General features: G+C 56.0%; 10 protein-coding genes. 2 read left to right on the top strand and 8 right to left on the bottom strand.

From position 1 onward, the window contains the following. Positions 1-12: 12 nt before the first annotated feature. Positions 13-1,218 (bottom strand): glycosyltransferase, encoded by a 1,206-nt coding sequence (locus AC2T28_RS15515; protein WP_486749542.1) that lies wholly within the window; start codon positions 1,216-1,218, stop codon positions 13-15. A 228-nt stretch (positions 1,219-1,446) separates the two neighbouring features. Here AC2T28_RS15515 and AC2T28_RS15510 point away from each other — a divergent pair, with 228 nt between their 5' ends. Next, on the top strand, positions 1,447-2,811 hold the full coding sequence (locus AC2T28_RS15510) for an oligosaccharide flippase family protein (RefSeq protein ID WP_486749541.1): 1,365 nt from the start codon (positions 1,447-1,449) through the stop codon (positions 2,809-2,811). Between the two features lie 4 nt (positions 2,812-2,815). On the opposite strand, the gene AC2T28_RS15505 is transcribed toward AC2T28_RS15510, so the two are convergent. The 7 genes from AC2T28_RS15505 to AC2T28_RS15475 all read right to left on the bottom strand — a co-directional run bounded on the left by AC2T28_RS15505 (position 2,816) and on the right by AC2T28_RS15475 (position 11,403). After that, positions 2,816-4,081: a GumC family protein gene (locus AC2T28_RS15505; RefSeq protein WP_486749540.1), complete on the bottom strand. Its 1,266-nt coding sequence runs from the start codon at positions 4,079-4,081 to the stop codon at positions 2,816-2,818. 115 nt (positions 4,082-4,196) lie between these two features. Further along, positions 4,197-5,135 (bottom strand): CpsD/CapB family tyrosine-protein kinase, encoded by a 939-nt coding sequence (locus AC2T28_RS15500; protein WP_486749539.1) that lies wholly within the window; start codon positions 5,133-5,135, stop codon positions 4,197-4,199. A gap of 91 nt (positions 5,136-5,226) precedes the next feature. After that, entirely contained in the window at positions 5,227-5,988 is a 762-nt protein-coding gene (locus AC2T28_RS15495) for a sugar transferase (RefSeq protein WP_486749538.1), read from the bottom strand. Between the two features lie 479 nt (positions 5,989-6,467). Then, on the bottom strand, positions 6,468-7,505 hold the full coding sequence (locus AC2T28_RS15490) for an AraC family transcriptional regulator (protein WP_486749537.1): 1,038 nt from the start codon (positions 7,503-7,505) through the stop codon (positions 6,468-6,470). A 177-nt stretch (positions 7,506-7,682) separates the two neighbouring features. After that, on the bottom strand, positions 7,683-8,693 hold the full coding sequence (locus AC2T28_RS15485) for an AraC family transcriptional regulator (RefSeq protein WP_486749536.1): 1,011 nt from the start codon (positions 8,691-8,693) through the stop codon (positions 7,683-7,685). A 278-nt stretch (positions 8,694-8,971) separates the two neighbouring features. After that, complete coding sequence (locus tag AC2T28_RS15480; protein ID WP_486749535.1) at positions 8,972-9,982, bottom strand: AraC family transcriptional regulator; 1,011 nt, start codon at positions 9,980-9,982, stop codon at positions 8,972-8,974. A 386-nt stretch (positions 9,983-10,368) separates the two neighbouring features. Beyond that, positions 10,369-11,403: a phosphotransferase gene (locus AC2T28_RS15475; RefSeq protein WP_486749534.1), complete on the bottom strand. Its 1,035-nt coding sequence runs from the start codon at positions 11,401-11,403 to the stop codon at positions 10,369-10,371. Positions 11,404-11,796: 393 nt separating this feature from the next. Here AC2T28_RS15475 and AC2T28_RS15470 point away from each other — a divergent pair. After that, a partial coding sequence (locus AC2T28_RS15470; protein WP_486749533.1) for a hypothetical protein occupies positions 11,797-13,598 on the top strand: 1,802 nt, incomplete at its 3' end.

Raw genomic sequence — 13,598 nt, 5'->3', positions numbered from 1 at the left:
CAATTACTCGCCCTATTCAATCGCCTGCTTAAAATACCCGGCCAATTTCTCAGCCTCTTTCTCACTGTCATGTCGCTGCAAAACCCGCTCGCGCCCCGCCTGCCCCATCTGCGCCAATCTCTCATGCGGCAAGGCTGCCATCTCGCGCACGGCCTCAACCAAGGCCCCAACATCACCCGCTGGCACCAACCAGCCGGTTTTGCCCTCTTGCACCAGCTCGGGCGAGCCCGCCACATAGGTGGTAATCACCCCCCGCGCCGCCGCCATGGCCTCCATCACCACCATCGGCAGACCTTCGGCGAATGACGGCAACACCAGCGCATGGGCCTTTGCCAATTCATCCCGCACCTGAGCCTCTGACAGCCAGCCCGTCAGCGTGACATGATTTTGCAAACCGTTCGACGCAACTGCCACCTCAAGATCGCCGCGCATCTCACCATCGCCCACCAGCGACAGATGCACATCCGGCAGATGTTTCACCAGTTCCGCCATGGCCTGCACCAGCACCATCTGGCCCTTCTGCTCGACAAACCGCCCGATCGAGACTAGCCGCAACGGGCCCTCTGGCAATGGCGCAGGATCCACAAACTTGCCCGTTTCAATGCCGCAATGTACCACCTTGATCTTGTCCCAACTGCCAAACTCCGCCCAACGGCTCAGCTGGCTGCGGCCAAAGCTGCTGATCGCCACGGCAAAGGCCGACCGGTTCACCTTCAAGCCCAGCGACAGCGCATGCGGCGCATCAAACTCCTCGGGACCATGGGTAGTGAAACTATAGCTCACCCCGCCCAGCGCCTGGGCCAGCATCGCGACTGTAGTGGAATTGGTGCCAAAATGCGCATGCATGTGTTGCACGCCAGTCTCGGCACAGCGGTGCTTCACATAGACCGCCTCGCCCAGATAAATCAGATGCCGCAGCACACCCCAGTCCGAGGCCCGCGCCAATTTCAACGCCAGCCGGAAAGCCCGCCACAACCCGCGCGGCGCGCGCGCAGCCTCGGCCACAAGCCCCAACAATAGCCGCGCCGCTCCCGCTTTCAGAACGTACTCCGTGCGGTCTGCCTCTTGTTGATCACCCGGATCCACCAGCACCGCATCTGAGGGCCGCATCGCCAATCGTGTCACCTCGATCCCCTGACGCTCAAGCGCCTGGATCTCGCGCCGGATAAAGCTGTGCGACGGCTGCGGGTAGGTGTTGAGAATATAGGCGATTTTCAAGGCGTGGATCCGATCCCAAAAGCATTTCCGCCGCAGACTAACGGTGGATGCCCCGCTTGCAAAGCTAATGCCCTTGTGGTTTTGCCTAGGCCGCCAATCGCGGCTCACGGCAAAGATTGTTGCCCGTTCAGCCCCTAAAACCCGCCTCATGTTCGAACATCCCCTAACTGAGATTGACGCGATTCCCCTGCGGCCATAGCTTGCGCGAAACATTGCACAGGAGATCCCATGGCGCTGCGTGCTCCGCTTTTTCAAGGACAGGGCCTGATGGCCCGCGTGCTGCGCTCGGCCTCTTGGCTGGTGATCGGCTATGGCGGCAGTCAGGCGCTGCGACTGGCGGCCAATCTGGTTCTCACCCGCTTACTGTTCCCCGAAGCCTTTGGCCTGATGGCCTTGGTTTCAGTCGTCACGGTGGGCCTATCGCTGTTTTCCGACGTCGGTATTGGCCCGTCTATTGCCCAAAGCAAACGTGGCGACGACCCGGATTTTCTCAACACCGCCTGGAGCATCCAGGTCACCCGCGGGTTACTGCTGTGGGGTCTGACCGGCCTGCTGGCCTGGCCCATGGCGCAATTCTACGGCGCGCCCGAGCTTCTGACCTATCTGCCCATTGCGGGTGTCGGCCTGATGATTGCAGGCTTCAACCCCACCCGCATTGAGACCGCCAATCGCCATCTTCTGGTCGGGCGGCTGACTGCGCTGGACCTGGCCAGTCAGGTGATCGGCATCAGCTTTATGATCGTGATGGCCTGGCTCACCCAATCGGTGCTGGCGCTGGTGCTGGGCGGTGTGGTGCAGGCGCTGGCCAAGCTGGCGCTCACCCACTTTGGCCTGCCCGGGTTGCGCAATCAGTTCCGCTGGGAAAAAGCCGCTGCAAAGGAGCTGATCCACTTTGGCAAATGGATTTTTCTCTCTACCGCCTTCTGGTTTGCCACCTCGCAGGGCGACCGCGCTATCTTGGGGAAATTTGTGCCGCTGGAAACGCTGGGCATTTATAACATCGGCTATTTCCTGGCCAGTTTCCCGATGCTGTTGGGCCATGCGGTGAACCAACGGCTGATGATCCCCGTGTATCGCGACAAGCCAGTCTCGGCTGCGCCCGAGAACCGCCGCAAACAACGTATCCTGCGCGCGGGGCTCACCACCGGCATCCTGATGTTGCTCTGGCTGATGGCATGGATCGGGCCTGCCCTGGTCACATTCCTGTACGATGATCGCTATGCGCTGGCGGGGCCCATGGTAGTGCTGATTTCACTGGCGCTGGCCCCGGCGGTGATTGGCATGACCTATGACCAGGCCGCCCTTGCCGCTGGCAACAGCCGGGGCTTCTTTGCCTTTACCGCCACCCGCGCAGTTCTGCAGACGGGGATGTTTCTGGGGGGTGTGGCGCTGTATGGTCTGCCCGGAGGCATTATTGCGCTGGGGGCATCCATGCTGGCGGCTTATCCTGTTCTGATTTCGCTAGCACGAAAGTATCAGGTCTGGGACGGCACGCATGATCTGGGCTTTGGAGCGGCAACCGCCGTCATCGGCGCAGGTGCTTTGTGGTACCACTCCGATGCAATCGGTGCGATGATTACCGCCTTAGGCTAATCCGTTAGGCCCCTGCCTTGGGTTTCATCCAACGCCGCCACAGATCGCTAAACCGCCGTTTTGGGCGGGTGTCCAGCACCGGGATCGACACCACTGGGGACAGCCCGGTTTCGCGCTGCATCTGGGCGGCACTGCGCAACACCGGATGGCGCAGCTCTAGAACAAAGGCAATACCCAAGGCCACCAACACGCTGGCCAAGGTTCCCATAATCGCCAGCTTCTTGCGCCCGCCTGTGATTGGGTAATCCGGCAGCGGCGCTGGTTCGATCACGGTCAACCGTTCTGACTGGTGCGAGGCTTCCAAGCGAAACCCCACTTCGGCCTCGGTCCGGCGCGCGGTGATGGTGTCCAGCGAGGTCTGAAGCTGTTGCTGTTTGCGGGCTAAGACATCCAACTGACGCTCAACAGAAGGCGACGTGTCCAGCGAGGCTTCCAGTTCCAATTTGCGCGCCATCAATAGGTCTCGTTGCGCATCCAAAGTCGCCAGTTGCTCCTGAAATTCGGCCATCATCCGCTGTGCGGTTGCAGGGCGTTCGTTTGCAGTGGCGTGATCGGCTGCACGGCGAATTTCAATTTGATCGCGGGCGATATCCAGCAAGCCCCCATTGATGCTGATCAGCTCTGTGCGGCGAAACTCGGCATCGCCGGGGGTGATCAGATTGTTGTCACTGCGGAACTGGGTAATCTCATCTTCCAGCGCGCTCAGATCTGTCGCCAGAGCGGCCTCTTGCTCGGCAAAAAAGGTCAGCGTTTCACGGGCCAGTTCGATACGGGAGTTCACGCTTAGCTCAATAGTGCGGCGGGCAAATTCATGCGCGACCTGCTGTGCCTGCTCGGGGGTTGGCATCTTGGCAACAATGGTCAGCACCGAAATGGTTCCATCATCGGCAAAGCCTTCGCGGGCCGCTGCGACCCCTTGGATGCTGATGGACTCGCGCATCAACGCCACCAGTTCTGATGGCTTAAGCTGTGGCCTGTCGGAATACAGACCATATTTTTCAATGATCTCCAGCACCGTGCCACGTGCCATCAACCGCTGTTGGATCAACTGCAATCGGCGCGCAGACGAACCTTCGACTGTTGAGCTGGCCAGATCATCGGCGATCTTGGGCTGAACGATCTGGATGACCTCGGCTGACTGATACACATGCGCCTGCTGCGCGGCATACCACAGCGACACCAATGCCCCCACAAAGACCATCTTGACCATCAGGCCAGCACGGCGGCGCACCATGTCGACAAAGTCTGCAAAAGAGTAGATCGGGCCCATTTAATGTCTCAATGCTGTTATCCAGGCCCCACCAAAACGGTGGGTATGCCCGGTTCACCATAGTAAGCGGGCAAAACTATGACAAACCAAAGCAATCTGCGAAATGGATCTGCCGTTAGTCCTTCCGGGCTCGGTTCAGAATAACGCCCAAAAGTTCAGTGTGCCCCGCCAGCATTTTTTCGCACGCCGCCAAGTCATCGGCTGTGGTCTGGGTGCCATCTGACACCAGCAAAACCCCATCTACATTTGGCAAGAAGGCTGCAAGGTCATCGTATTCCAACACAGGCGGCAGATCATAAATCACCACATCCGCAGCTGTGCGTTCAACCATATCGTCCAGCGCAATCCCACAATAGCTGTCATGCAGGATTTCGGCCGCATTACGATCTGGGGCGTCGTTCAATCCCAAGGCCAGTGTTTCTGCCGGACGGATCAGGTGATCCTCAAGCGCGATCTCACCCGTCAGGAAACCAGGCATATCGCCGGGTTGGTCCATTTTCAAAGCCGTGGCAACGCCCGGAAAACGCTGGTTCAGATCCATCAGAATGGTGCGACTGTGCGGCACACGGGCCAAGCTTAGCGCCAGGTTGACGGCTGTGAACGTAGTGCCAGCCCCGGCCCGGGGCGAGGCAATCGCCACCCGTTTCCAGCCATGTGCCTTGAGCGTATGCAACAACCGTGTCCGCAGCAGGTCAAAAGCTTTAGAGGCCGGGTCATCACGGAAAAAGTTTACCAGCGGCGAGCGGGCGATCTGATGTTCGTGCACACCAATCGGCACGCGGCGCAGCAGCTCCCATGGCTCGGGAAGATGCGCAGGGACCTGTGCCTGAGGTGCCACCTGAGGTGTTTCCTGAGATGGCTCTTGGGACGGTTCTGGAGTCGGCTCTTGAAAATCGAGCAGCTCAGGCGCTTCCTCGATCACCGGGTCCTGCCGGTTGCCGCGACGGCGGCGGAATTTCTTAAACCCCTGTTGGGTCATCGCAGGCTCATCTTCCCATAGCGTCTGTGGTGCCATATCCGCACCGTCCAGCTCGGCGGTTATAAAGTCTTTCATGCCCAGCGCTCCGTTCCAAAGCTACCACGTAAGGCATCCACCGCATACAGAGCGTTTGAATACCCCAGACCGATCCATTCACGCAACGAGATCAATATCCCGTGCCTCGCACCACTACCCCAACAGTGCGAAACATTACGCTCAGATCAGACATCAAAGACAGGTCCTGACCATAGGCAGCATCCACCTGTGCGCGATAGGAAAATTGGCTTTCGTTGCGCGCCGACACTTGCCAGACGCCGGTAATTCCGGGCTTCAGTGCAAAATAGGCCTGTGCATCACCGTACAGCGGCAGCTGATCTGGCATCATTGGCCGTGGACCAACTAGGCTCATCTCGCCCTTGAGCACGTTCCACAACTGCGGCAGTTCATCCAGCGAGGTAGACCGCAGAAGTTTGCCCACTCGGGTGATCCGAGGATCCTGCTTCAGTTTTTGGGTTTCATCCCATTCGCGACGCATCTTTGGGCATGCAGCCAAACAGTCGGCCAGCTTGGCGTCTGCTTCCCGCACCATGGTGCGCAATTTCAGGATGGAAAACCGGCTGCCGTGCTGGCCTAGGCGATCCTGCCGATAGAACGGCAGCCCTCCTTCGATCCACAGGGCAAATGCACAGACCAAGATCAGCGGCAAAGTTAGGGGAAGTGTCAGCAAAACCAATGCAATATCCAGCATCCGCTTGCCGCCCCGGACATAAGCGGCGTTGGACACGGTGCCAATTGGCAAGGGAGCGGTGGCGCCAGATAGCGAAGCATTAATTTTCGCTGCGGGGATCGCGAAGGACGTTACGACACGTTGAACAGTTGTCGGAAGCACGGCTCGTGCAATCGCACCTGTTGCTGGGCTCGAAGACATTGAAGAGGAAACCTCATTCTTATGCGCATATTCTTCCATTTCAGTTCCCATCTGCAGCCGAGCGGCTTGCAAAGCACCGCCCAGCGACGGTCCATTTCCAATTGTGTGCAGGCCCCGGAGCGGCAGCTGCCGGGATCAAAGTCATCCATATTGGCTAGATCGAGTCGCACCCCCATGCACCACGACGAACCACAGGCTAAATCAGGCCCAAATCGAGCCCAGAAAATGCCTTGATTGAAGATAACATGCGTTAAGACAAATTTTACTGTTTCTGAGGAAACAGTGTGTTTTGCCGCAAATTTGACCTAATTTAGGGCAACCGACCGTTCGGGATGGAAACAATGATCGTCGCCCAGAGGGATTGTCCCCTGACGCGATCAAAACCGACACGGAATCAACAAAAAATCAGAGCGCACGCATACCGCCCAACCACATCAACTGATTGCAGGAAAACCGATCGTCAGGGATGGCCCGCTCGCTTAACCGAGGGGAAGCAACCTGTCCGCGTCGCGTCTTGAGAAGCTGCCAGGGCTAAACCCGGTCCAGCGCTTGAAATCGTCATTGAACTGGCTGAATTTGGTGTACCCCAGCAGAAACGCTATTTCAGTTGGCATCAAGTCACTGTCTCGCAAATAGCTTTTGGCCAGTGACTTTCTAAGATCCTCGGTCAGCAGCTTCAAGCTGGTGCTTTGTTCCGTCAGTTTGCCGGAAAGATTTGTCGGTTGTATCCCCATCGCAGCGGCAACCGCTTCCATGGTAATCAACCGTGTGGGCAACTGCGTCGCAATTGCACGCTCGACCTCGACAAGCAGATCCGGTGTATGCTCACTCACTTCTTGTAAAGCCTTTTCGCTGCAGCTCTGCAACATCAACAGCAGTTTGGGATCCGCAGATTTCAACGGAAGATCCAAGTCCTTTAACTCAAAATCATAACCGTAGCGTTTCGCACCAAATACGACCTTGCACCCAAAATAGGCTTCGATCTCTTCAATGTTTTCACGTCGATTATGTTGAAACCGAACCTGTTTCAGGTTAAATTTTTCGGTGCAATACCGGCGAATGGTATTCACCATACAGGTTAGAGAGTACTCTCCATATTGGCGTTTTTGCAAACTGGGCGAGACAATGAACTCCCAATCCATCGCACCTTCACTGCGAAGCCTTGAGGAATCGGGCGCAACTGCCTTGGTCAGCATATGGGAATAGCGATCAAAGTTCTCTAGAAACCCACCAATCGTTGGTGCTGCCAGTCCGACATAGCACAACAGGCCAATGCCCCGAATATCTTCCGTTGTGCTCACCTGGAAGCCTAGATTAACATTGTCCGTCAGCACTGCCGCATGTTCAAAGAATTTGATGCTGTCCGTTATGGGGCATCTTGGCGGATCCTTGTGCAATAGACTTTCATCAAATGCCGTGCCCTTAAAAATCTGTTCAGGCTGATAACCACGTTCAACCAGCCTATGTGCCAATGTTTTGGGAAAAGCTGCAAAATGATATTCGGCGGTTTCATCCATCTGACAGAGCGACTCCTCTTGGGTTGCGATCTCAGGATCTTACTAGACAGCTTGCAACTCAATTTATGAAACCTCAACCACAGCATTGCAACTTGGGTGGCAAAGAAGCGCCGGTATCGCATTTATCGTCGCGAGATCACTACCAAGCTCAGGTCTTGGAATGGAATGCAGGTTTCCTTAGGCGGTGCGGAATTGACCAGGGCTGCAACCGGTCCAACGCTTGAACGCTTCGTTAAAACTGCTCAATCCAGAATAGCCCAACAAAAACGCGATTTCTGCCAGTACCAGATTGCTGTCTTGCAAATAGCTTTTGGACAGAGTTTCACGCAGACTTTCAAGCAAACGGAAAAAACTGGTGCCTTCGGCCGCAAGCCGACGTGACAAAGTTCGCGGGCTCATTCCCATCCCGGCCGCAACATTTTCCAGTGTTGCTGATCCCAGCGCCAACTGCTTGGTAATGGCCCGCTCCACTTCGACAACCAGGCCCGGCGTTAGCTGAACAAGATCTTGCAGAACCTGATCACCATAGCTCTTTAAAACAGTAAGCAGCTGCGCGTCCGCTGAGGTGAGAGGCGTCTCCAGATCCTCTAGATCAAATTCAAATCCGTTGCGCTCGGCCCCGAATTCCACCTTGCAGCCAAAATAGGCCTCGATGTCTTCAAACTGCTTGCGCCGATTGTGCTGGAATTTGACTGACCGTGGAACAACGTTGCCAACCGAGACCCGGCGCACAGTGTTTAGCAAACACACTGCCGAGCACTCGACGTACTGACGCCGAGCAATCCCGGGGGAGATCGCGTAGTCCCAATCCACTATTCCGTCAGAGGTGAGCCGAGAGCTATCGATTTCAAGTGCTTCGCTGACGACCCGTGAATAGCGGGTGAAATTTGCCAAAAAAACACCAACCGTAGGAGCTGCAAGTCCGACATAGCAAATAAGTCCAGCACGCCGGATATCGTGCTCTTTACCGAACTCAAAGCCTAGGTTGTCATTCTCCGTTAACACCGCAGATCGTTCGAAAAACTTTATACTGTCGATCAAGCGGGCTGTTGGAGCGTCGTCTTGTAACAGCTGATCATCAAAGCCAGTGCCTGCAAAAATGGCGTCAGCTTCATAGCCACATTCAAGCAAATGCGTGGCCAACATCTTGGAAAAAATTGCCGAGTGCGTTTTGGCTGATCCCGCCATCTTTCCAAGATCTCCTTACTATCACCAGCTGATGGTTTTCTACTGTCAACTCGCCCTCATGTACTGTTTGGCATCGATAATACAAGAGGCTCATTTTGCTGTAGTTGAGGCGCATCTTTTCCACACAGTTCCTTATGAAAAAACAGCTCTGAAACGTTTTTCCTTAAAACGGATTCAGTCGACGGCCCGACCTGCCCCGCGACAATCAAACCGGTGTCGAGGCAATGGTTTTCGAGCCCGCCTTAAGATATTGTAAAGGACTGTGATAGCTTGCAATTTTAATGTGATCGGAACTGGCCGGGGCTGTGACCTGTCCAGCGTTTAAAGGCATCGTTAAAACTGCTGAGCCCTGAATACCCCAATAAAAAGGCGATCTCGGCCAACACCAAATCACTGTCTCGTAAATAACTTTTAGAAAGAGATTTACGTAAATCTTCAAGAACTCGGAAAAAGCTGGTCCCCTCTGCAGCCAGTTTGCGAGACAAAGTACGCGGGCTCATCCCTAATTCGGCGGCAACATTTTCTAAATTGGCAGTCCCATGCGCCAGCAGGTCGGCAATCACCCGCTCCACTTCGAACACCAGCCCCGGCAGGCTTTGTTTCTTTTCTGACAGCACCTGATCGCCATAATCCTGCAAAACTTTCAGAAGCTGTTTGTCGGCAGATATCAGCGGTAACTCCAGATCACTTTTGCAAAATTCAAAGCAATTGTGGGCTGCTCCAAAGGTGACTTCACAGCCGTAAAAATCTTCTAATTCATCGGCATTGTCGCGCCGGAGGTGCTCAAAACAAATCCGCTTGGGGATGATATAAGAGGCCGAATTGTGGCGCAGTGTGTTTAAAAACACGGTGGCCGAGTATTCAACATATTGGCGCCGATTCAGATGTGGCGATGCTGCGTACCACCATCTCATCTCACCACGGTGCTGCAGGTTGGACATATCAAATTCCAGAACCTCACTGATCACCAAGGCATATCGTGCGTAGTTGACTAAGAACTCCAACACATTGGGCGCCGCCAGCCCGACATAGCAGACCAGACCGATACGACGGATGTCTTGCCCCTTACCAAGCTGAAACCCAAAGAGATCATCGTTCGTCAGAATTGCGGCTTGCTCGAAAAACTCAAAGCTGTCAGCGGCCTCGGCGACCGGCGTTTCTTGCTCGAGCAGAGACATATCAAACCCAGTTCCGCGGAAAATCGTGTCCTCGTCAAGTCCCCGGTCCAGAAGTTTGCGTGCTAACATCTTGGCAAAGACTGCAGTGTGCTTTTGAGTAGTCCCAGCCATCTTCGCCAACTCCTTTCTCACAACTGCTTGTCATCCAATTAGCCCACATTCCAAGCTCCCACTTTCTACGCCTTCGCAGTGGAGAACTGATCCGCGCACGATTGGCCGGGAAATTTCCGGCGCCGTTTACTAACTTTGTTCTCGTGGCGGCTGTGTCTTTAACTAGATCTGTTTTCCGTTTCGGCAGCACCTTTTTGCATTTCAAATCAAAACAGGGTCACAACGCGCACAATAAGGCATCCAATATGCACCTTTGACTAAATCTTGGGCGTTTTGCGGGTTCACCCACTTCGAACAGCAGAGTTTTCTGGAAGCTCTGCCAGAAACGTCGAAAGCTGCTGCGCCCTATTGGGCACAGCAGCCTGTTACTAAATCTCAACTGTTTCTTAAGCTCGTTTGAGCGAAGTCCCGTCACGCAGGATCTGACCAAAGGCGCGCGAGGCCCCTTCGAAATTGATAGAAAGTGGGGCTGTCAATTGGGATTGAGCCGAAAAGTACTGCCCTACTTTGCAGATCTGGACTGCGAATTCAGGATGCACACCTGCATCATCATATTTACGTACTTTCTCTTTCGACAGCCAGCCGCGTTTCTTGGCTTCTTTGATGATCAGTTTAAACCGCTGCACACAGTGCTGGGTCAGATAAACCGACATGTATTCCAAGTAATCAGCGATATCGTGACCGCAGGACGGATCATAGGCATCGATCATCACATCAACCATGGCATCTGGCGCAATTGGCCAGGCCTCATCCCCGATCAGCCAGGCAAAATCCTCGGCCCCATGACGCAGGCCACAGTACTCAAAATCAAACCAGTTCATCCGCTCATCCGCACCAAGGGCGGCGTTGCCAGACCGACAGTCCCACTTCACAAACTGACGCCCTGGATAGGACACGGCCTCGGCCACTGCGGCGCGGTCGTATTTGCTGGAAATACCGCGCGAATAGGGCTGCAACGCATCTACGGCATCCACAATATTGACGATCCAGTCCTCGTTGGCCCCCAAGTGGGGTAAGGACTGATCCAGATCCGTTTTGCGGGCTGCGGCGTGAATGCGAAAGATACCTTCGACCGCTTCGGCAGCCAGATCCAGCTGCTTGGACTTGTTGTGACGGGCGATTTCCTGGTTTAGCCGACGACGGCCAACATCTGATTGAAACATCACCTCATCGACCACCCCAAGCACCTTGGGAATATTAGTGGTATGTGGGGCCAAACTGTCCAGCACATAGGCCTCAAGATGGGTGCGGCGGAAGTTGGGGCGCAGAGTAGCAATCACATCGCGGTCGTCAAAATGCAGGCGAAACGAAGACCGCCCTTCACCGCCAGGTGCCGTGACCCGTTCAACGCTTTGGCCAAAATGCTCTTCGGCCGTTTCCACAATGCGGTTTATACGGCTTTGGTTGCTGTCTTTCGCCACGGAAATACCCCTTATCCTCGACTACAGGCCAGATCAAATCAGTTGAACTTTGACGTCTGATCTTAGCTCTAACTGGCAAATCCGGCAATTTTCAGGCCGGGGTTGCAAAAACCGCTTTAACGTCCCAGATCGATTCGCAGTAGGACAGCGCCCAATAGTGGTGAAATCCTCAGAAAAACGCATCAATCCCAGCACCCGAACGGCATTGTTTCCAAAACCTGCGCCGCTCGACCCAAATTGAGATAAAATCAAGGCTAAAATTTGTCAAAAGCCCAACTCAACCCCTAGCCTCCTTCTCGATTGCATATATCGCAAGCTGCCGCACGAGTGTTCTGCCAGACCTCTGTGCCGCTGCTGGTTTGATCTGTTTGGTAGAATTAGGAGAGTGTCAGTATGGCTTGGGGACGTTGGGGATCAGATGGGTTTCGCTCGGAAAAAATGGCCGAGCAGGGTGACCACGCCGGAAGCGGTGCCAAGGCCAGTGGGGCAAAATCCTATCACAACGGCGGAGTCGAAGGCGGCAGTTTTAGCACCTGGTATGACGCAAACCTAGCAGATCAATATGATGATGAGCCCCATGGATCAGGTTCAGGTGGCACCAAAGGGTCCGGTTCAGGCGGAACCAAGGGCTCCGGTTCAGGCGGAACCAAAGGCTCCGGTTCGGGTGGCTCCAAGGGCTCTGGCTCAAGTGGAACCAAGGGATCTGGCTCAGGTGGCACCAAAGGATCCGGTTCAGGCGGCACCAAGGGTTCCGGTTCAGGCGGAACCAAGGGCTCCGGCTCGGGCGGCACTAAGGGCTCCGGTTCAGGCGGAACCAAAGGATTTGGATCGGGCGGCACCAAGGGCTCTGGCTCAGGCGGAACTAAGGGCTCCGGCTCTGGCGGAACCAAGGGCTCCGGCTCGGGCGGAACCAAAGGGTCTGGCTCTGGCGGCACCAAAGGGTCCGGCTCTGGCGGCACCAAAGACTCCGGTTCTGGTGGAACCAAAGGCTCCGGTTCTGGTGGAACCAAGGGCTCCGGCTCGGGTGGCACCAAAGGATCCGGTTCTGGTGGAACCAAAGGCTCCGGTTCTGGTGGAACCAAGGGCTCCGGCTCGGGTGGCACCAAAGGATCCGGTTCGGGCGGAACTGGCGGCGGAGACTGTGGCAACGGTGGCGGCGGCGACAACGGCGGGGGTGACGGCGGCGGCAAGACCTCGGTTACCTTTACCATGGGCACTGATCCGCAGGTAGATGTCTCGGTTTCCCAAACGCCCGAGGGGCAGCTCTTCTTCAACCTGACGCCCACATCGTTTGACGGCGACCTGGCAGACATTGACGGGCTGTTCTTTAACATGAGCGATGACAGCAGCCTAAATGGGCTGCATTTCTTCCCGGATGAAAACACCCTGCCCGTCACCGGACACGAGGCCAATGCCAACGCGGTGAACAGTCTCGACAATGGCTTTACCGTGCCGGGCATGTATGACGGCGTGGTGCAGTTTGGTCAGCTGCCAAATTCAACCGAAGGGGACGTGACCACTGTCAACTTTACCCTGTGGTCTGATACCGGGCTGACGCTGGATGATATCGACCTGAGCAGCATGGCTATGGTGATTGACAGCGACGGGCCCAACTCTCAGGTTCTGGAAGGCGGCGTCCCAGCAGGCGCAGCAGCCAGCACCGGTGACAGCTATCACAACGGCGGCGTCGAAGGTGACGGGTTGGACGATTGGTACGACAAAACCCTGTCCGACCACTATTGCGACGATGGATCTGATGATCCCAAGGGCACGGGATCCGGGGGCACCAAAGGATCAGGTTCAGGTGGCACCAAGGGTTCCGGCTCGGGTGGAACCAAGGGTTCTGGCTCGGGCGGCACCAAGGGCTCCGGCTCGGGCGGAACCAAGGGATCCGGTTCAGGCGGCAGCAAGGGCTCCGGCTCGGGTGGCACCAAAGGCTCCGGATCTGGCGGCAGCAAGGGCTCCGGCTCAGGTGGCACCAAGGGATCTGGCTCAGGCGGCACCAAAGGCTCCGGGTCTGGCGGCACCAAAGGTTCCGGCTCAGGCGGCACCAAGGGTTCCGGATCGGGGGGCAGCAAGGGCTCCGGCTCGGGTGGAACCAAGGGCTCTGGCTCGGGTGGCACCAAAGGCTCCGGGTCTGGCGGCACCAAAGGGTCCGGCTCAGGCGGCACCAAGGGTTCCGGATCTGGCGGCAG

It is taken from the genome of Parasedimentitalea nitratireducens, from assembly GCF_057444295.1.
The sequence above is the reverse complement of the archived record's forward strand: the minus strand, read 5'-3'. Positions and strand labels throughout refer to the sequence as shown.

Coding starts and splice junctions, on each gene's coding strand:
- AC2T28_RS15480 (WP_486749535.1), bottom strand. CDS start 9,982: ATGGCTGGGACTACTCAAAAGCACACTGCAGTCTTTGCCAAGATGTTA.
- AC2T28_RS15500 (WP_486749539.1), bottom strand. CDS start 5,135: ATGAAAGACTTTATAACCGCCGAGCTGGACGGTGCGGATATGGCACCA.
- AC2T28_RS15510 (WP_486749541.1), top strand. CDS start 1,447: ATGGCGCTGCGTGCTCCGCTTTTTCAAGGACAGGGCCTGATGGCCCGC.
- AC2T28_RS15495 (WP_486749538.1), bottom strand. CDS start 5,988: ATGTCTTCGAGCCCAGCAACAGGTGCGATTGCACGAGCCGTGCTTCCG.
- AC2T28_RS15485 (WP_486749536.1), bottom strand. CDS start 8,693: ATGGCGGGATCAGCCAAAACGCACTCGGCAATTTTTTCCAAGATGTTG.
- AC2T28_RS15505 (WP_486749540.1), bottom strand. CDS start 4,081: ATGGGCCCGATCTACTCTTTTGCAGACTTTGTCGACATGGTGCGCCGC.
- AC2T28_RS15490 (WP_486749537.1), bottom strand. CDS start 7,505: ATGGATGAAACCGCCGAATATCATTTTGCAGCTTTTCCCAAAACATTG.